Raw genomic sequence first — 17044 nt, forward strand, 5'->3', positions numbered from 1 at the left:
CCGGGAACGAACCCCGTGTCCGGTCCGCCGCCCATGGACAATGCCCCCGATGGGATGAACCTCCCAGTGGTCCGGGAATAGCGGTCACGAGGTGCTGTTGACGCCACCATGACTTCTGAGACGCGTGAGACATTCGGACGGGTCGGCATCTGGAGCGGTGCCCTGCACGCATCGCGGAGGGACGACGCGGGCCGCGAGGAACTGGTCGAAGCGCTCGCCGAGCTGGAGGAGCTTCGGTTCGGCGCCCTCTGGATCGGGGGCAGCCCTTCGCCGGAGGACGCCGCCGCTGTCGTCGCGGCCACCCGCACGATCACCGTGGCCACCGGCATCCTGAGCATCTGGGACCACTCCGCCGAGGCGGTGGCGGCGCGGATCGCCGCGATCGACGCGAGCGCGCGCGGTCGGTTCGTCCTCGGGCTGGGCGTCAGCCACGGGCCGATGGTTCCGCAGTACACGAAGCCGTACAGCTCGATGGTCGCCTACCTCGACGCGCTCGACGCCGCGACCCCGCCCGTGGGGTCCGGCCACCGGGTCCTGGCGGCCCTCGGCCCGAAGATGCTGAAGCTCGCGACGGACCGGGCGCTCGGCGCCCATCCCTATCTCGTGACCGCTGAGCACACCGCGGAGGCGCGCACGGCACTCGGTCCCGACGCCCTGCTCGCCCCGGAGCTGTCGGTGGTGCTCGACCCGGATCCGGACCGTGCCCGCACCACGGCACGGAACATGCTGTCGACGTACCTCCAACTGCCCAACTACACAGGCAATCTGCTGCGCCTGGGCTTCACGGAGAGCGACTTCCACGGCGGCGGGAGCGTACGGCTGCTCGACGCCCTCTTCGCCATGGGGGGCGCCGAGGACATCGCTGCCCGGACTCAGGAATACCTCGACGCCGGCGCCGACCACGTCGCCCTCCAGGTCCTCACCGCCGAAGAGGGCGGTGGCGGTCTGCCGCGGGCCGAATGGCGTGAGCTGGCCGGGGTGTTCGCGGACCGGGTGTAGAGCAGAGCCGCAGCAGCACCCTCAGGTCCCGCCGGCGCGCTCCCGGGGGCTGGGCACACACGTGGCCGGCCCCCGGCTCGTGCCGTCGGCTACGGCGGTATCCGACGCCCTATCCGAGTTCGATGGTGGTCGCGGCGAAGACACCTGCCCTGTCGGTCTCGGGAACGCCCTGGGTGTACATCCGGGCGCACTCGAAGGTCGGCTCGAGTCCCAGGTGCTCCATCAGCCTGACCGCGGGTACGTTCACGTCGGGCACGTCGAGCGCTACAGAGGCTCCGTCCAGGGATGCCGAAAGGCCGTTCAGCAGAGCGAGAGCGACATCGTCCGACGCAGCATAGAGAGGGCCGACGCGCGCTCCCGAACGCGCCGGCCGCACCACCCCGAAACCGCACAGCGCACCGTCCCGAATCGCCACGAGGGCCGTGTGGCCGGGCGCTCCCACCCACAGCGAGAGGAAGGCATCACGCCGTGCGGGGAAGAAGCGGCGGTCGAAGGACGCCAGTTCACCGAAGGGAAGAGATCCGGCGTCGGCCACGGTGATGTCCGGCGGAGGCCGCTCCCCTGCCGGCACTCCCTCGTACCGCACATGATTCCAGGCGGTGCGGAACCCCGACCTGCGGTAGTTGTCCTGTTGTTCCACGACACCGTCGAGGCCCACGTTCCGGCCGTCCAGTCGCTTCATGGCCGCCTGCCACGCCTGGATCCCGTAGCCCTGGCCGCGAACCGGGGGGCGTGCGATGTAGAAGCCGATGAATCCGAAATCGTCTCCGTACCGTACGGCGGAGACGGAGGTGACGGGTTCGCCGTCCAGCCGGCCCAGGAGGAATCCGTACGGGTCGGCGGCGTGGAAGGGAAGGTGGTCCAGTTTCCCCGGGTTCCACTGTTCGTCGCCGGCCCACTCCAGGAACGTCGTCATCTCACGGACCCCGGCGGTCTTGATCTCGTACGCTGCCATGTCCCTCTTTCACTCGATCCGGTGACCCGGCTGGGCGGAGACCGTCTCCCGCACAGGCCGAACAGGCCCGCACCGGGCTCCCCGGCCGCGCGGCGTCGCGTCCCGGCCCCGACGGCCTCCGCCCACCTCGGACGGGCGCGGACACGGCGATGCCGACCGGCAGACGCGCGACCGGGCCGGCAACCCCTGGACCATGGTCCCGTGTCCACGGGGACCCGGCCACCACGGCTCGTCGAGGACCGAGGCCGTGGACGTTCCGGCGCGCGCGGGCGAGTGACCCGGGGTGACGCGGTGCGGGCCCGGCTAGGCCGTGTATCGAAAGTAGATCTTGAGCCGTGAATGGTCATGGTTCATGGGGCGGGGTGATCTCACGGATGAACAGCGGGCGGTGCTGGAGCCGTTGTTGCCGAAGGGCACGCGGGCGGGGAGGCCGCCCGTCTGGTCCCGGCGACAGCTGATCGACGGCATACGCTTCCGAGTCCGGACCGGTGTGCCGTGGCGGGACGTGCCCGTCGAGTACGGGCCGTGGGGCCGGATCGACGACCTGTTTCGCCGATGGCAGCGGGACGGCGCCTGGCACCGCATCCTCACCCGGCTTCAGTCCATGGCCGACGCGAAGGGTGCGACCAGGTGGGACCTGAGCGTCGACTCCACGGTGTGTCGCACTCATCAGCATGCGGCCGGAGCCCGTAAGCAGGGCGACCTGCAGAAGGAACCGCCGGGCGGCGTCTTCGCCGAGCCCGGTGATCACGGGCTGGGACGCTCGCCCGGCGGTTTCACGACCAAGCTGCACCTGGCCGTCGAGCAGGGCCAAAAGCCCCTGTCGATCGTGATCACGGCCGGCCAGCGCGGCGATTCGCCGCAGTTCGAGCCGGTGCTGGAGAAGGTCCGCGTGCCCCGCATCGGACCAGGCCGGCCACGCGTCCGACCCGATCGGGTCCGCGCCGACAAGGCGTACGCCTCCCGCAAGAACCGGGCCAATCTACGCCGCCGCGGGATCCGCTGCACCATCCCGGACAAGGCCGACCAGGCGCGCAACCGCCGAAAGCTCGGCTCCCGCGGTGGCCGGCCGCCGCACTTCGACCCGGTCGACTACCGCGAGCGTCATGCGGTCGAGTGCGGGATCAACCGCCTCAAGAGGCACCGTGCCGTCGCTACGAGATACGACAAGCTCGCGGTCCGCTACGAGGCAACCGTTCTCCTCGCGGCCACCAACGAATGGCTGTGACCACTCAGACAGCGCGTTGCATGCACACCAATTGATCCCGCTCATCCCATGAGTCGGTGACGGTGAAGCCGAGTCGTTCGTACAGGGCAATGGCCCCGGTCCGCCATTCCCACACTGAGAGCCGGACGGTGTCCACGCCGTTCTCCGCGGCATGGGCGAGCGCAGCGCCGAGCAAGGCGGACGCAATGCCCCGCCCACGGAATTCAGTGTCGGTCCAGAGCCTCTTGATCTCCGATGGCTCGTTGGCCGGGGAGGTCAGCACCAAACAGCCCACAGCGGCATCCCGCAGGAGAGCCACCAGCACGACGTCACCGGCAAACGCGGTCCGAGGGTCGGTGATCTCTGCTCGGTAGCGATCCCGCAACCCGTCCACATGGGCAACCGGTTCCCCCTTCTCAGCCTCAGTCCGCAGATGGTAGGCCGCCAGCAAGGCGGCCAGGCCGTCCTCGGTCGGAGGAGTCTGGCCTGGCCAGCGGACGATGGCAACCTCGCGGTGATCAGTCATGACAACAGAATCACACGACAGAGACCATGTTCCGTGGGAGCCCCGGAGGAGCACTTCCGACACACGCCCTAGATGTACTGGCACTTCGATCAGGACGCGCTCCAGGCCGAGGCTGCCGTCGACGGCTGGTACGCGCTGTTGACCACTCTCACCCCTGAGCAGGCCGATCCCAGCGAAGTGCTACGCCGCCACACAGGCCAGGGTGTGGCCGAGCGCAGATACGGCGACTTCAAAGGCCCCCTGGCCGTCACCCCCATCTTTGTGCAGAACAACAGGCGCGTCGGGGTGACTGAGACGATGCCCTGGTGAACTACTCCTCGCATTTCAGCATCGGTCCTGGTCATGACTGGCAGCATCTCCCCGAGCCCATGCCGGCCGAGCCCGGTCAATGGCCGAAGCTGGAGGCCGCCCTCGCTGTGGTCAATCGCGACCTGATGGCGACCCTGCCGGATCAAGAAGCACTGATACTGATGGTTGACCCGCCTCGGCGGCCTTTGCCCCCGAGCGGAATCGACAGGGGTCAGGTCTACGTGGCGATGCCCGACGGCCGTTGGCACGGCAATTCGGTGAATGCGTGCGACCTGGAGGAGGGCGACCCGCCAGAGCCGGACGATGCGACGACGGTCCTGGCTGTGGTCGCAGATGCGGCGCAGTCGACCATCATGGAGTTGCTCTGGCGGGTCTGGCCGATCTGCTCGGAACACAAGGTCGGAATGCACCCTCGTCCCGCAGGGACCACTGACGATTGGTATCAGGGCGAAACGGACGCGGCCGGCCCACCGGTGTGGTGGTGCCGGGGCAGCCAAGACGGCGATTGCCACGACGTCTCCCTGGTGGGCGAGTTGGCCGCCACCCTGCCAGGAAAGCAACGTCGCGCACTGCGGCGCAGCGAGCGTGGACAAGATGGCCGCCGATAGCCGCGGGGCCGGACAACTGCGCGGTGGCGCCGGATCCACCTTTCGCTGCCACCCGCGAAGTACGGAGCTAGACGGGGCCGCGCAGGTCTCTGCGCATGCGGACCCGTCGCCACCGGTCGAGCCCGTGAGCGGCTTCCCGCCGGCGGATCTCGGTCAGGCCCGGCCCGAGCTCCGTGTCGTCGAGCACGCGGAATCCGCAGCGCAGGTAATAGGGCGCGTTCCAGGGGACGTCGGTGAATGTCGTGAGCGTCAGAGCGGGCACGCCCGCGGCCACGGCGTGATCCGCGAGGCGCCCAAGCAACGCGCGCCCCGTCCCGCGGCGTGCGTGGTCGGGGTGTACCGACACCTGCTCGACGTGAAGGTTCCCGTCGACGTGTTCAGCGATGAGGTAGGCCCCGGGGGCGTCCGCCGCATCGACGGCGGCCCAGGCCAGTCCCGCCTTCTGATAGCGCGCCAGTTCTTCGACAGGGGGCGGTTCGTCATCGGCGATCTCGGGCATGCCGATGTCACGGAAGCACAGACCGGCGGCTCTCTCGATGTCCCGGAGGAGCGGCAGCTCGTCGATGTTCACCTGGCGGATGCGCATGCGCCCATTGTCCGGGAACAGTCCGTCCAGCGTACGCGGTCCGGCTTCCTGGGTGGGGAACGGCGGTTCCACGCGGGACGGCGCGGTTCACCCACGTTGCGGGGCACAGCCGGAGACGGGTGACCGGACGGACCCGGGACCGATCGGCGAACTCGTCGGCTGCGCGCGGACCCGGCCGGCGTCGGGCCGCCGCAGCTGTGCTCGCCGGCCGGTCCCGCCGGACGGAAGGCCGACGCACCCGGTCTCCGGGTGGTCGGCCGCGCCGGTCGCGACCGGACGACGGTCACCGACGGCCGACGCGCCGTCCGTTCGCGATTCCCGCGACGTGCAGGGCCAGCAGGACCAGGCCGATCAGCATGACGTTCGTGGAGGCGAAGACGTCGTTCGTCGCGATGTCGGCGGCGTTGATCAGAAAAGCGATGAAGAAGACTACGGCGGCAGCAATTCCCAGCATGATGTTGCTCCTTTGGTTGATGGAACACATGTGCCCCTGCATTCCTGGCTCAGACCTGGGTGACGCCATCCTTGTTCGGCGCCCCTACGAACGGCCGTCGCGCACGGTGCGGCCGGCTGCCTGACACGGGGGAATAACCGCTGGCACCAGGCGGGTGGGGGGCAGCACAGTTGCGGAATGACGATCTCCGACGCCAAGTTCGTCCCTGGACTCGAACTCTCCGGAATCCTGTACGAGGAGGAAGTGGGGCCACTCCTGCGAGACGCCTTCCCGGACCTGCCGTACGCGGCGGGCCGGGTCGGCAGCGGATCCGAAGTGCTGGGGTTCGACTCACCGAGGTCCGCCGACCACGACTGGGGACCGCGGCTGGAGCTCTTCCTGACAGCCGCGGACAAGGCCGAGCACGGCGTGGAGATCCGCCGCTTGCTCTCCGAACGGCTCCCGAAGGCGGTACGGGGCTGGCCCACCCATTTCCAGGGGAGCGGCGATCCTCTCGATCCCGTCGGGCACATGCGGGTGACCGACGGCCCGGTCGATCACCGCGTGGACCTGCACGACGTCGACGGATGGCTGGCCTCGCGGCTCGGGCTGCCCTCGGCCGACGCGGAGCCGGGCGCCCGCGACTGGCTCGCGCTGCCGCAGCAGCGGCTCGCCGAGACCACGGGCGGAGCTGTCTTCCACGACGGCCTTGGAACCCTCACCGAGGTGAGACGCAGGCTGGCCTGGTATCCGGAGCAGGTATGGCGCTATCTGCTGGCCTGCCAGTGGCAGCGCATCGCGCAGGAGGAGGCGTTCGTGGGGCGCTGCGCGGAAGCCGGTGACGACATCGGCTCGATGGTGGTGACCGCCCGCCTGGTGCGGAGTCTGATGCACCTGTGCCACCTGCTGGAACGCAGGTACGCGCCCTACGGCAAGTGGCTCGGCAGTTCGTTCGGCGGGCTGCCGGTGGCCGGGACACTCGGCCCCATGCTCCGTGGTGCGCTGGCCGCGACGGAGTATCCGGCGCGGGAGGCGCATCTGTGCGCCGCGTACGAGGCCGTCGCGTCGCTGCAGAACTCGTCCGGTCTCATCGCTCCGGTGGACCCCGGCCGCCGGCCCTACCACGCGCGTCCCTTTCTGGTCCTGCATGCCGAGCGCTTCGCGCACGCGCTCGCGCTCACCGTGACGGACCCGGACCTTCAGGCTCTGCCGCTGGTGGGAGGTGTCGACCAGTGGGCGGACAGCACGGACCTGCTCGACTAGCCCGACGCCATCCGGGCCGCGGTCCGCGCGATCCGGTGAACGCCGCGCAATCGCCTCGCGGCGGCGCCGCGCCGGTCGTTGTGGTCACCACCGTGGCCGCACCCGCGGTTCCGCCGATTCCACCGTCACCCGCCCCCTCAGCGTGGCGCGACTCCTGCCCAGGGCCTGCCGGGCGGCCCCATGGCCGTGCTGTCGATCACGTCTCATCGTCGGCGCGATGCCGGGAGGGGCGGTGCGAGGAGGCGCGCTCCGTCGCCCGACGCACCGGCCGCAGCGGGGGCGGGGCCCCGCCGCGGCCGAAGCGGTCCTCGGTCAGGACAGGTTCTTCTGCAGCACGTCCCATTCCGTGGAGCACATCCCGCAGTCGGGACCCACGAACTCGCTCCGCGCGTCGGTGTCACCCTTGAGCTGCCACTTCAGCCAGTTCACGCCCACCCTCCCGAACTCGCCGCCGTTCGGCTCCGCATAGGTGCCGTAGTGTCCGACATCCAGGTTGCCGGAGAAGGCGGGCAGGCCGGCGGGCAGCCGGTTCCAGTCGTCCGCGGCGTTCTCGTAGGCGATGTCCTCGGGGCCGCCTGTGAAGTAGGCGACGGGTGCGTGCAGACGGGGCAGTCGGATCCGTTTGTCGAGCCTGCTCATCAGACCGCTGTTCCACATCACCGTCGTGTCGATGCGCGGGTCGTCGGCCACCTCCATGGTCTCCAGTCCGCCGCACGACTGGCCCATGACGGCGATCTCGGAGGTGTCGATCCTGCCCCTCAACTCGCTGTCCGGGTCGCTGTTCTCCTCGACGGCCCAGTCGACCGCTTCGATGAGCATGTCGGCCGAGGTCCGGCCGGAGCCTCCGGGTACGCCGTTGGCGATGACGAGAAAGCCGTGCGAGGCGAACTCGGTGAGGATGTTCTCGAACCAGGTGCCGTCGGCACGGCACGCGCCGTTACCCCATGCCACGACGGGCAGCTTCTCGTCCACCGGCAGGGTGTCGGGCCGGTAGACCGTATGGTCCGGCAGTCCGGCGACGGTTTCGTAGCCGGCCGGGTACGGCCCGGTCCCGCCCTCGGCCCTGGCGCCCGCTTGCGCCGCGGGGAGCGGGGCAAGTAACGCGACGGCCAGCAGTCCCGCTGCCGCGCCGACCGCGCGGCGCATCAAGTGCTTCATCCCTGTGCCACCTCCTGGATCCGGAATCCTGTCGGTCGAGCACGTTAGGGAGGGTCTCCCCGGGCGTCACCACCTGGGCCGGAAGACCGGCGAAAGTACCGATCCTTCCCCGTTCCCGGGCGCCATGCCTCTCTCGTCGGGCCGCGAGAGGGTCCGGGCCGGGTGCCGGCCGGACCTGAGGCCCACCGGAAGGAGCCCCGTCGGCGGAACACGCGAGTCGTCGAGCCGGACGGCGGTCAGCCCTTCTCGCGGCAGCGGCACGCGCCGTTCGCCGCGCTCGGGGTGACGGCCGGTCACTCCGCCCGTCCAGCACGTACTGGTCAGGGGACACGTGCCGGTCTCCCCTCCCCCGCGGATGCCTCGCTCAGGGGCTGTCCGCCTCCCAGGCCCAGCGGCTGGGATCGTCCGCCACCGGACCGTACACGGCGCGACCTCCAGCACCGAACTTCCCGAGCTCGGTGCCGAGCGCGGCCCCTACGGCCAAGCGCTCCCCGGGCCAGCCGGTCACGTCCAGGAGCAGTCCGTCCAGCGGGCCGCCCACCAGCTCGACGTAGACGTGTCCCGGCTGTGGCCCCGGATCGGGGTCCTCATGGTCGGCGCCGTAGACACGGCGCCTCATCAGTTCGTCCATGGCCCCAGCATCACAGGCGCCACTGACAGTCCAACGCCCGTGGGGCGGCGCGGCCACCCGCGGGTGGGAGAGGCGGCGCCCGGTGAAGTCACCGCTCCTCGATCCGTCGGTGACCGTCTCCGGCCCGGGTGGCCGACTCGCCGTGTCACGCGCCGTGGACGAACAAGCCCGGGGCGGTCCCGGACGTCGCACCCGTCGTGTGGCAGCGTGGAGGAGGCGCGTCCTCCGAATCACCCGTCGTGGTTCGCCGTCACAGGAGGGCGCAGGACGGGACAGAGGAGAGAACATGTCGAAGCCGCCGCTTCCCGATGACGCGGTCGCCATGCTGCGCAAGCCCAACCCGGCCGTCATCGCGACCCTCCGTTCGGACGGTCAGCCGGTGTCCACGGCTACCTGGTACCTGTGGGACGACGGCCGGGTGCTGGTCAACATGGACGAGGGCCGCAAGCGCCTCGGCCATGTTCGCCGGGACCCCCGTGTCACCCTGACGGTGCTCGACGCATCCGACTGGTACACCCATGTGACCCTGATCGGGCGCGTGGTCGAGATCAGCGAGGACGAGGGCCTCACCGGCATCGACCGGCTGTCGCGGAACTACCTCGGCCAGCCGTACGCGGACCGTGAGCGCGGCCGGGTCAACGCCTGGATCGAGATCGACCGCTGGCACGGCTGGGGCGGCTTCCGTGACAGCGACCAGGCGGCGACGTAAGAGGTCGTCCAGACCCCGGGGCATCCGTCCCCGGTGCCCAGGCCCCCAGGCATCCGTCCCCGGTGCCCAGGCCCCCGGGCATCCGTCCCGGTGCACTGCCATTTCCATCCGGCCAGACGCTCTGGCTCTGCTGAGGAGGCGCCATGAACTGGACACTCGAGGTCATCCCGGTCCCTGTCACCGACATGGACCGGGCGAAGGCGTTCTACACCGAGAGGGTCGGCTTCAGGCTGGACCTCGACGACGAGGTCGCCCCGGGGATGCGCATCATCCAGATGACGCCGCCGGGCTCGCGCTGTTCGATCGCCATGCTCCAGGGGATGCCCGCGTTTCCCGGGGAGAAGGTGATGGCTCCCGGCACGCTGCACGGTCTCCAGCTCTGTGTGACGGACATCCAGGCGGCACGGGCGGAGCTGGTGGGCAGGGGCGTGGACGTCTCCCCGGTCCGTCACGTGGGCGCCACGGGCTGGGAGGAGGGCAGGGGCGGCACCTGGAACTCGTTCATGTCGTTCGCCGATCCCGACGGCAACGGATGGGTGGTTCAGGAGGCGCCTTCGGAACTGTCGGAGCGCTGACGCGTCCCGTCAGGTGCGCGCGGCCGCCGCGCCGTCCCCGCCACTCAGGCGCACGGCCGCCGCGCGTCCGGGCGTCAGAGGTCGGGGTCGAAGGGGATGCCGGCGGGGAGTGCCTTCTCCAGGTGGGCGGCGAAGTTGCCGTCCTTCAGTCCGAAGACCGCGCTGCCGAAGTCGGCCTGGACGAGCTTGTCCCGCAGACCGGCCGGGTAGCCGTTCCAGCCGACGAGCCCGGGGAACCGCCACGTGCCGTAGTGGTTCTCCGGCGGCTCGTCGGCGGAGTTCGCGGGACGGAAGCAGTGGGTGCTCACACCGTCCTTGTGGTACACGATCTTGGGATGGGAGCCGTCCCATCGGATCTGGTCACGGGCGTGGATGTCGAAGTCGCCGTGGGCGGAGGTGGAGACGAAGCGTGGCTCGTTGTCCTGGATCCACACCACGACGTGCTCCCAGTCGTGCCGGTGCCCTCCGAGCCCGCTGCCGGCAACGGCCTGGTCCTTCTCGAAGTAGAGGCCGTACATGACGGCACACCACCCGTTGTTGCACGTGGAGCGGGCGTAGCCGTTGGTGTTGTCCAGGTCCACGGCGTCACGGCAACTGCCGTTGACCGCCCCGGAGGTCTTGAGGCCGGCGGCTATGGTGCCGTCGGGTCCGATCGCCGGTGTCGGGTAGCAGCCGTCCGTGTCGTAGTCGAACGCCGGCTGGAATGTCTGCTCCATCGCTTCCGCGTTCGCGGGCAGCGCTGCCGGTGGGGCGGCCAGCGCGCTCGTCGCGGAGGCGAGTACCAGAGTGAGCGCGCTTGTCACGATGACTGCCGTCCTGCGAACGGGCGTTCTGCTCTTCACTGCGTCCTCCCGGTCGGCGCGTGACTGTGGGGGGCACGCGCACCATGGCTGACATGCCCACCACAATCACTTCGAACCCTGCGACCGGACGTGACGTCAGGTGCCGGACGCGCGCGAGCATGCGCGCACGGGTCCCTCAGCGTCGGCGTACGGCTGCGGGGGCCGCCGCTGAGGGGGCACCGGGCCGGGCGGCCTTGCCCGGTCGCAGCGTCCACGGCACCGGTTCGGTGTTCGTCAGCCACCCCTCGGCGATCAGCCGGCGGATGACGTGGATGCGCAGCTCCCGGGACATCTTGCCCCAGCCGAGCGCCTTGCAGAGCTGCTTGACGGAAGGACCGTGGCCGTGCTCGGCCCGGAAGGCCGCGGCGAACTCCGCCGCGAGCGGCCCCTGGTCGGGGTACCTGGCGACCCAGGCGCCGTACGCCGTACGCACCTTCTCCTGGAACTGGGCCGGAACCGCCTTGCGCATGAAGGCCTCCGACACCCTGGCGGTGGAGAGTGAACACTCGGGGCAGCCCTCGACAGCCTCGACGTGCCGCCGCAACGCCACGCTCGCGCGGTCCTTCCACTCGTCCCAGCTCGGCTGCTCCTCCTCCGGCTCACGCACGGCCGGCGGGGTGTCTGACGGCGGACGCGTGCCCGACAGGTGACGCACGGCGTCGGCCAGCAGATACCGACTGCCGTCCAGTTCCCGGAGAAACCCCTTGGCCAGCAGTTCGGGCAGGGCTGCCCGGCAGTCGTCGGGCAGGTGGGCGGGCACCGTGCCGTACGCGTCGACCGGACCGTGGGCGGCCAGGAACAGCGCCGCCAGCCGGGAGGCGGAGGAGGTCTTCCTGACCGGCTTGGAAGCCAGGGTCCGGGTCGTCCAGCCCGAGACACGCGACCGCATCACCTTGCCGAAGGGCAGGCGGGGTTCCTGGCTTCCGCCGAGGTCGGGCACAGTCACCTTGACGGGCGTGACGAGGTCCCCGCCGAGCAGTGCCTCCTGCCCCTGCCACCCCAGTGGGGCGAGAGCGACGACGGCCGCCTCCGGGTCGGCCAGGCGCAGGGACCTCACGTCCTGACCGGTGAGGTTGCCGATTCCGCCCCGGGCCGCCCGGATGGCGACGACCACCGCGAGGAGCTGTGCGTCGGCCCCCCGCAGCGGCAGCGAGCCCAGGTATGCCAGGAGTGCGCGGGCGGCTTCGCCCTGGCGAGGCGTCAGCAGGAAGGGGTTCGGCTTCACCACCGGTGCGGCCGGGACGGGGGACATGCTGGCAGCTGAAGTGGACACGCCCTGTACAACGCGCGCGAGGCGCCGAGGTCACCGTTCGTACTGTCGTACGATCCCGGGTCACCGGGCGTGGTGAAGTCCCGCGGATCCCGCCGCCGCTCACCGGACGTCCAGTCCCGCCGGCCCGCGAAGCAGGAGCGCAGATGCCCCCGCCGCCACACCAGGGGGCGACCGGCACCTCGTCGGGTTCGGGCTCACCGGTACGGGCCGGAAGCTGCTCGACCCTCTCGGCACTCACCTCCTGACGCGGACCCGTCCCCCGGCTCCGACGTCAGTCCTTGCGCCCTGTCGCGGCCACGGTGACACCGAGGCCGATCATCGCGAGCCCGCCCGCTCCTCCGACCAGGGAGAGCCGCTGGGGTGACCGGGCGAACCAGTCCCGCCCGGTTGCCGCCGCAAGCCCCCAGAGACTGTCGCAGACCACCGCGATGACGTTGAACACCAGCCCGAGCAGGAGCATCTGCAGCGCGACGTGCCCCTGGGCCCGGTCGACGAACTGCGGGAGCACAGCGGCGAAGAACACGAGGGTCTTGGGGTTGGCCACACCGACGGCGAACCCCTCCCACAACGTACGCATACCACCCTGTTCCGCCGCCCCGTCACCGGTGAACACCGCCTGCGTCGGACCACGTCGGCGCCATGCCCTGACACCCAGATACACCAGGTAGGCGGCACCGGCCAGCTTGAGCACCGCGAAGACGATGACAGAGCGTTCCACGACCGACCCGACCCCGAGCGCCACGGCCACGACGAGCAGACAGGCGCCCAGCGTGTTCCCGGCCACCGTGGTCAGAGCGGCGCGGCGCCCCTGCGCCAGCGCCCGCCCGATCACGAACAGCACGCTGGGGCCCGGGATCACGATCAGCAGGAAGGACATGGCCGCGAAGGCGAGCACACGCTCGGAAGACACCATGACGCACATGCAAACACGGACCGGACCGGGCGTTCAGCCCATTTTTCTCGCGCACGGGCGCTCCGGTACGGATCCGTCCGGCCGGCGCGGGCGGGGGCAGGCCATGACGCGGCCAGCGACTCCCACCGCCCTCGGGTCTTGTCCGCCGACGCTCGGACAGCACCTTCCGAACGCGGCAACGTTTCGGGCACCGGCGACCACTGTCCCTCGCCAGCCGCCTCGTGAGGATCGAACCAGGAGCTCGTATGCGCATCGTCGGCCTGTCCATAGCGGTCGTTCTGGGAGCCGCGATCACCACGGCGCCCGACGGGGCGTCGGCCGCCACGTCACCCGTCGTCGTGGCCGTGGACGGCGACGACTCCGCGGCGGGCACCCTCGATGCGCCACTGCGCACCATCCAGGAGGCCGTCGACAGGGCCGGCCCCGGCGATGTGATCGCCGTCCGGGGCGGGACCTACGCCCTCGTGGACAACATCACCATCACCACCTCGGGCGAGGCGTCCCAGCCGATCACTCTCGGCGCGTACCAGGACGAACAGGTCGTCATCGACGGCGAGGCGCTCTCCGCGAGCCACACGCCGGTCGGGGGCAGCATCCCGCGTGCGGAGCGCGGTGCGATCCACCAGGAGGCATCGCACTGGCGAGTGTCCGATCTGGAGATCGTCAACGGCCCGTACGGGTACTACTGCGACAGCTGTGACGGCAACGTCTTCTCCCGCCTCACCACGCGCGACAACTACGAGACCGGCTTCCAGCTCCAGGGCGACTCGAGCGACAACCAGATCATCGACCTCGACAGCTTCGGCAACCGTGACCCGCGCAAGAACGGCGAGAGCGCCGATGGTCTGGGCATCAAGGAAGGAAGCGGCGCGGGCAACGTGGTGCGCGGGGTACGGCTGTGGAACAACGTCGACGACGGCTTCGACGCCTGGAAGTTCGCCTCACCGGTCCTGGTCGAGAACACGATCGCCTACGGCAACGGTTACAACCGCTGGGACTTTCCCGACTTCGCGGGTGACGGCAACGGCTTCAAGCTCGGCGGCGGCACACCCGCTCCCCCGGCGGGCCACACCGTCCGCAACTCGATGGCGTTCGAGAACGCGAAGCACGGTGTCACCGACAACGGCAATCCGGGCGCGCTCACTCTGAGCGGCAACACCACGTTCGCCAACAGCGGCACCGGGTTCGACGCCGACACGGCGGGTTCGCACGCAGGACTTTCCGCGAACCTGGCCGTCTCGGACGGTCGCCCCGCCGCGGTCGGCACGGACACCGTGTCGAGCGGCAACTCATGGGACATCGGCGGTACGTGGAACGACGCCTCGGTCCTCAGCACGGACCCGTCAGCCGTCACGGGCCCGCGCACAGCCGGCGGCTCCCTTCCGTCCGCGCCGGCGTTCCTCGTCCCTCGCGGCGGCGCCTCGGTCGGGGCCCGGCTGTGAGGGCCCGGGGTGCCGCGCCCGGTGAGCCGGGTCCCGGCCGCCACGCCGGCACCTTCCGGAAGCGGTCTGGGTAGGGTCACGGCATGACCGTCCTGGAACGCCTGCGTCCCGATCACGCCCCGGCCCTGCTCGATTTCGAGCGTCGGAACCGCGCGTACTTCGCCGCGTCGATCCCTGACCGGGGCGACGACTACTTCACCCGGTTCGACGAGCGCCACGCCGAACTGCTCGCGGAGCAGGCGGCAGGAGTGCATCACTTCCATGTCCTGACGGACACCGGCGGGGCCGTGCTGGGGCGGTTCAACCTCGTCGGCGTGGAGGGCGGCTCCGCCGAGCTCGGGTACCGGATGGCCGAGTCGGCCGCGGGGCGGGGACTGGCCACCTCGGGGGTTCGCCAGGTGTGTGCGCTCGCGTTCGAGGAGTACGGCCTGACCGTGCTCCGGGCCGAGACGACGGTGGACAACGCCGGCTCACGGGCCGTGCTGGCCCGTACCGGATTCGTCGAGGCCGACGCGATCACACTCGTAGGAAGGCCCGGCCTGCGCTTCACCCGTGATCTGGCGGACGCGGGCCGCTGAGTCCCGGTGTGTCCGCCCGTTCCCGAACGGGCGGGAGGACACACGTCGGTGGCGCACCGCGCTGCGGCACGCCACCGAGGATCGGTTCGTCCGGTGATCAGTCGTCGTCGATCTGCTCGTCCGTGATCGTGCCCTTGGCCGCGTCCACGTCGAAGGTGGTCTTCTTGTAGTCCTTCGAGACCACGTCGACCTGCCAGACCAGGACCTGGCTGTCGTTCTCGTCGAGGCCGATCGAGGTGACCCACCCCGACTTCTCGTCCGTGGCGGCCTTGGCCGCCTGCTGGGGGGTCTGCGTCGCCTTGGAGAGCTGGTCGGCCAGCTCCGTCTTGTCCGCGTCGCTCTGATCGGCGTCCGGGGAGGAATCGATGACCTCACCGGACACCGCGTCGATGGTGACGTTGTGCGCCGTGCCGTCCTCCTCGGCGACCTCGGCGACCCACTTCGGACCGGCGGAGCTGCCGGACGGGCTGGGACTGCCGGAGGGGCTCGGGCTGCCGGACGGGCTGGGACTGCCGGAGGGGCTCGGGCTGCCGGACGGGCTCGGGCTGCCGCTCGCGTCGTCCTCGTCGTCGAGTCCCTCGAGGTCCAGATCGGTCAGCTTGCCACCGGACACCTCACCGACAGCCGTCGTGGCGGCCTTGTCGAAGGTGATCTTCACGGTCGAGAGCAGGTTCTTGCGCTCGGTCTGGTCCTCGGTCAACTGCGCCGTCTCCGAGGGACTGCCCGAAACGCTCCCGGACGGGCTGGTCGTCTGGTTCGGAAGGACCTTCGCGGCCTCAGAGGTCTCCGCAGCGGTCTGGTCGCCGCTGTCCTGACCGCAACCGGTCACGAGGGTGGCTGCAAGAGCAGCGGCGCACAGGGCGCCGGCTGCCACGCGGAGCCGGCGCGTACGCGGGGAAACGGTCGTGTTTCGACGGTGCTCAAATCTCATGCTGGCATCCCTAGCCGCCACCATGAACAGTCATGTTGTCCGACCGGCCGGTGTCACCCGATCGACGGCGCCCTCGACCCATTCGGCGCGTCGTGCCCTCGCGGCCAGGAATCGTCCAGGCAGGGGAATGGCGCCGGCTCGACGGAGCCGGCGCCATTCGCCCTGAGGACCGTGCCGTGTCAGGCGGTCAGCTGAACCTCGGCCGGCCCCGCCGGCGTGCCCAGCGATCCCGCGGAAGGGACGGCGCGCAACTGCGCCGCCGCCGCGGCCAGGGCATCGGGCACGGTCCTCGTCCCCGTGGTGACGCAGAGCGTGTAGGAGACGTCCTCGAGTCGGCGGCTGCTCTCGGAAGTGCCCAGCCGCGCATGGGTGCTTCGCAGTGACTCGTAGCGCTTGACGAGATTCCGCAGCGTTGCGGGATTGGCCATCAGCACGGCAGTTCCTCTCCACAGGGCGGCCGGGAGCCCGCGGGCCCCGCACCGACGAAGTCCGATCGCGCCGGCGGAACCGCCTGGCGTCACGGGCGGCCGTGCGAAGCTGACAGCACGCGTCCGATCCCTTGCAGATGATGGTCGCTCCGCCTCACCCATTCCGCATCCGCAATCACGGACGGTCACCCGGCTCTGGCCGCGGCGCGCCGGGCGTCCCGTTGGGAAACAATGGAAAGGACGGGTGGGCGGGCTTTCGCCGCCCGGTCAGGAGGTCGGTCATGGCTTATCCGGAGAGTTACGAACTCATCTTCCAGGCGGGCGGAGCGGAGGACGACGTGGTCGTCGTCCACCTGACGGCGCGCTCCGGCGCGGGCGGTTACCCGGTGTACGAGGACGAGAGCGGGATCGTGCGCGCCGAGATCAGCGAGCGCGGTGAAGTCCGCATGCAGGCGAGCGGCGGCCACCAGGTCCTGGGGGTACCGCTGCTGGCCAGGCCGCTGAGCCCCGGGACGGCGTCGCACGGCACCGACTGAGGAGTCCCCGCCGCCCCGCGATCGGTCCGTGTCTCCCCACCCAAGCCCGTTCACGCCCACTTGTTGCCCGAACGTGTTTACTTTCCACGAGTGCAGTCGTAGTCTGCGGTGAATCCACAGACTCGGGCATGAAACGGATACG

General features: G+C 70.3%; 21 protein-coding genes. 10 read left to right on the forward strand and 11 right to left on the reverse strand.

Features of this window, described 5'->3' with window-relative positions; genetic code table 11:
- Positions 1-108: 108 nt before the first annotated feature.
- Positions 109-999: an LLM class F420-dependent oxidoreductase gene (locus ACIRJR_RS14490; protein ID WP_403779119.1), complete on the forward strand. Its 891-nt coding sequence runs from the start codon at positions 109-111 to the stop codon at positions 997-999.
- Positions 1000-1108: 109 nt separating this feature from the next.
- Here ACIRJR_RS14490 and ACIRJR_RS14495 read toward each other — a convergent pair whose 3' ends face one another.
- Positions 1109-1954 (reverse strand): GNAT family N-acetyltransferase, encoded by an 846-nt coding sequence (locus tag ACIRJR_RS14495; RefSeq protein ID WP_403779122.1) that lies wholly within the window; start codon positions 1952-1954, stop codon positions 1109-1111.
- Positions 1955-2306: 352 nt separating this feature from the next.
- Between ACIRJR_RS14495 and ACIRJR_RS14500 the strand changes: the two genes are divergently transcribed.
- Entirely contained in the window at positions 2307-3182 is an 876-nt protein-coding gene (locus tag ACIRJR_RS14500; RefSeq protein WP_403779125.1) for an IS5 family transposase, read from the forward strand.
- A gap of 4 nt (positions 3183-3186) precedes the next feature.
- Here ACIRJR_RS14500 and ACIRJR_RS14505 read toward each other — a convergent pair whose 3' ends face one another.
- Positions 3187-3687, reverse strand: coding sequence for a GNAT family N-acetyltransferase (locus ACIRJR_RS14505; protein WP_403779128.1), 501 nt, complete (start codon positions 3685-3687; stop codon positions 3187-3189).
- Between the two features lie 72 nt (positions 3688-3759).
- Here ACIRJR_RS14505 and ACIRJR_RS14510 point away from each other — a divergent pair, with 72 nt between their 5' ends.
- Positions 3760-3996 (forward strand): hypothetical protein, encoded by a 237-nt coding sequence (locus ACIRJR_RS14510; protein WP_403779131.1) that lies wholly within the window; start codon positions 3760-3762, stop codon positions 3994-3996.
- On the forward strand, positions 3993-4604 hold the full coding sequence (locus tag ACIRJR_RS14515) for a hypothetical protein (protein ID WP_403779134.1): 612 nt from the start codon (positions 3993-3995) through the stop codon (positions 4602-4604). Before ACIRJR_RS14510 ends, ACIRJR_RS14515 begins: the two co-directional genes overlap by 4 nt.
- A gap of 67 nt (positions 4605-4671) precedes the next feature.
- Here the strand turns inward: ACIRJR_RS14515 and ACIRJR_RS14520 are convergent, their stop codons facing one another.
- Together ACIRJR_RS14520 and ACIRJR_RS14525 are read right to left on the reverse strand one after the other, a co-directional pair.
- Positions 4672-5190 (reverse strand): GNAT family N-acetyltransferase, encoded by a 519-nt coding sequence (locus tag ACIRJR_RS14520; RefSeq protein WP_403779137.1) that lies wholly within the window; start codon positions 5188-5190, stop codon positions 4672-4674.
- Between the two features lie 283 nt (positions 5191-5473).
- On the reverse strand, positions 5474-5644 hold the full coding sequence (locus ACIRJR_RS14525; protein WP_403779140.1) for a hypothetical protein: 171 nt from the start codon (positions 5642-5644) through the stop codon (positions 5474-5476).
- 177 nt (positions 5645-5821) lie between these two features.
- Between ACIRJR_RS14525 and ACIRJR_RS14530 the strand changes: the two genes are divergently transcribed.
- Positions 5822-6886: a DUF4037 domain-containing protein gene (locus ACIRJR_RS14530; RefSeq protein WP_403779143.1), complete on the forward strand. Its 1065-nt coding sequence runs from the start codon at positions 5822-5824 to the stop codon at positions 6884-6886.
- Between the two features lie 312 nt (positions 6887-7198).
- On the opposite strand, the gene ACIRJR_RS14535 is transcribed toward ACIRJR_RS14530, so the two are convergent.
- On the reverse strand, positions 7199-8044 hold the full coding sequence (locus ACIRJR_RS14535) for a hypothetical protein (protein ID WP_403779146.1): 846 nt from the start codon (positions 8042-8044) through the stop codon (positions 7199-7201).
- Between the two features lie 364 nt (positions 8045-8408).
- The gene (locus tag ACIRJR_RS14540) at positions 8409-8675 is read right to left on the reverse strand and encodes a hypothetical protein (RefSeq protein ID WP_403779149.1); all 267 of its coding nucleotides are present in this window, start codon (positions 8673-8675) and stop codon (positions 8409-8411) included.
- Between the two features lie 286 nt (positions 8676-8961).
- On the opposite strand from ACIRJR_RS14540, the gene ACIRJR_RS14545 reads away from it, so the two are divergent.
- Positions 8962-9384, forward strand: a complete 423-nt coding sequence (locus ACIRJR_RS14545) for a PPOX class F420-dependent oxidoreductase (protein WP_403779151.1) — start codon at positions 8962-8964, stop codon at positions 9382-9384.
- Between the two features lie 143 nt (positions 9385-9527).
- On the forward strand, positions 9528-9959 hold the full coding sequence (locus ACIRJR_RS14550) for a VOC family protein (RefSeq protein WP_403779154.1): 432 nt from the start codon (positions 9528-9530) through the stop codon (positions 9957-9959).
- Positions 9960-10033: 74 nt separating this feature from the next.
- Here the strand turns inward: ACIRJR_RS14550 and ACIRJR_RS14555 are convergent, their stop codons facing one another.
- The 3 genes from ACIRJR_RS14555 to ACIRJR_RS14565 all read right to left on the reverse strand — a co-directional run bounded on the left by ACIRJR_RS14555 (position 10034) and on the right by ACIRJR_RS14565 (position 12987).
- A complete protein-coding gene (locus ACIRJR_RS14555; RefSeq protein ID WP_403780317.1) occupies positions 10034-10765 on the reverse strand; it encodes an NPP1 family protein in 732 nt (243 codons plus the stop codon).
- 172 nt (positions 10766-10937) lie between these two features.
- Positions 10938-12053: a hypothetical protein gene (locus tag ACIRJR_RS14560; RefSeq protein WP_403779156.1), complete on the reverse strand. Its 1116-nt coding sequence runs from the start codon at positions 12051-12053 to the stop codon at positions 10938-10940.
- A gap of 292 nt (positions 12054-12345) precedes the next feature.
- Positions 12346-12987 carry a LysE family translocator gene (locus tag ACIRJR_RS14565; protein ID WP_403779159.1) on the reverse strand — a complete coding sequence of 214 codons (642 nt, stop codon included), beginning with the start codon at positions 12985-12987 and terminating at the stop codon, positions 12346-12348.
- A gap of 245 nt (positions 12988-13232) precedes the next feature.
- Here ACIRJR_RS14565 and ACIRJR_RS14570 point away from each other — a divergent pair, with 245 nt between their 5' ends.
- Positions 13233-14429 (forward strand): right-handed parallel beta-helix repeat-containing protein, encoded by a 1197-nt coding sequence (locus ACIRJR_RS14570; RefSeq protein ID WP_403779162.1) that lies wholly within the window; start codon positions 13233-13235, stop codon positions 14427-14429.
- Between the two features lie 83 nt (positions 14430-14512).
- Positions 14513-15007 (forward strand): GNAT family N-acetyltransferase, encoded by a 495-nt coding sequence (locus ACIRJR_RS14575; protein WP_403779165.1) that lies wholly within the window; start codon positions 14513-14515, stop codon positions 15005-15007.
- Positions 15008-15104: 97 nt separating this feature from the next.
- On the opposite strand, the gene ACIRJR_RS14580 is transcribed toward ACIRJR_RS14575, so the two are convergent.
- On the reverse strand, positions 15105-15938 hold the full coding sequence (locus tag ACIRJR_RS14580; RefSeq protein ID WP_403779168.1) for a PepSY domain-containing protein: 834 nt from the start codon (positions 15936-15938) through the stop codon (positions 15105-15107).
- Between the two features lie 179 nt (positions 15939-16117).
- A complete protein-coding gene (locus ACIRJR_RS14585) occupies positions 16118-16372 on the reverse strand; it encodes a DUF5133 domain-containing protein (RefSeq protein WP_403779171.1) in 255 nt (84 codons plus the stop codon).
- Between the two features lie 275 nt (positions 16373-16647).
- Here ACIRJR_RS14585 and ACIRJR_RS14590 point away from each other — a divergent pair, with 275 nt between their 5' ends.
- Positions 16648-16902, forward strand: a complete 255-nt coding sequence (locus tag ACIRJR_RS14590) for a DUF6296 family protein (protein ID WP_403779174.1) — start codon at positions 16648-16650, stop codon at positions 16900-16902.
- The last annotated feature ends 142 nt before the right edge of the window (positions 16903-17044 follow it).

The organism is Streptomyces sp. NPDC102402 (genome assembly GCF_044765765.1).
Lineage (GTDB): Bacteria > Actinomycetota > Actinomycetes > Streptomycetales > Streptomycetaceae > Streptomyces.

Coding starts and splice junctions, on each gene's coding strand:
- ACIRJR_RS14530 (WP_403779143.1), top strand. CDS start 5,822: ATGACGATCTCCGACGCCAAGTTCGTCCCTGGACTCGAACTCTCCGGA.
- ACIRJR_RS14590 (WP_403779174.1), top strand. CDS start 16,648: ATGGCTTATCCGGAGAGTTACGAACTCATCTTCCAGGCGGGCGGAGCG.
- ACIRJR_RS14565 (WP_403779159.1), bottom strand. CDS start 12,987: ATGGTGTCTTCCGAGCGTGTGCTCGCCTTCGCGGCCATGTCCTTCCTG.
- ACIRJR_RS14490 (WP_403779119.1), top strand. CDS start 109: ATGACTTCTGAGACGCGTGAGACATTCGGACGGGTCGGCATCTGGAGC.
- ACIRJR_RS14525 (WP_403779140.1), bottom strand. CDS start 5,644: ATGCTGGGAATTGCTGCCGCCGTAGTCTTCTTCATCGCTTTTCTGATC.
- ACIRJR_RS14495 (WP_403779122.1), bottom strand. CDS start 1,954: ATGGCAGCGTACGAGATCAAGACCGCCGGGGTCCGTGAGATGACGACG.
- ACIRJR_RS14550 (WP_403779154.1), top strand. CDS start 9,528: ATGAACTGGACACTCGAGGTCATCCCGGTCCCTGTCACCGACATGGAC.
- ACIRJR_RS14520 (WP_403779137.1), bottom strand. CDS start 5,190: ATGCGCATCCGCCAGGTGAACATCGACGAGCTGCCGCTCCTCCGGGAC.
- ACIRJR_RS14560 (WP_403779156.1), bottom strand. CDS start 12,053: ATGTCCCCCGTCCCGGCCGCACCGGTGGTGAAGCCGAACCCCTTCCTG.
- ACIRJR_RS14535 (WP_403779146.1), bottom strand. CDS start 8,044: ATGAAGCACTTGATGCGCCGCGCGGTCGGCGCGGCAGCGGGACTGCTG.
- ACIRJR_RS14505 (WP_403779128.1), bottom strand. CDS start 3,687: ATGACTGATCACCGCGAGGTTGCCATCGTCCGCTGGCCAGGCCAGACT.
- ACIRJR_RS14575 (WP_403779165.1), top strand. CDS start 14,513: ATGACCGTCCTGGAACGCCTGCGTCCCGATCACGCCCCGGCCCTGCTC.
- ACIRJR_RS14500 (WP_403779125.1), top strand. CDS start 2,307: ATGGGGCGGGGTGATCTCACGGATGAACAGCGGGCGGTGCTGGAGCCG.
- ACIRJR_RS14510 (WP_403779131.1), top strand. CDS start 3,760: ATGTACTGGCACTTCGATCAGGACGCGCTCCAGGCCGAGGCTGCCGTC.
- ACIRJR_RS14545 (WP_403779151.1), top strand. CDS start 8,962: ATGTCGAAGCCGCCGCTTCCCGATGACGCGGTCGCCATGCTGCGCAAG.
- ACIRJR_RS14570 (WP_403779162.1), top strand. CDS start 13,233: ATGCGCATCGTCGGCCTGTCCATAGCGGTCGTTCTGGGAGCCGCGATC.
- ACIRJR_RS14540 (WP_403779149.1), bottom strand. CDS start 8,675: ATGGACGAACTGATGAGGCGCCGTGTCTACGGCGCCGACCATGAGGAC.
- ACIRJR_RS14580 (WP_403779168.1), bottom strand. CDS start 15,938: ATGAGATTTGAGCACCGTCGAAACACGACCGTTTCCCCGCGTACGCGC.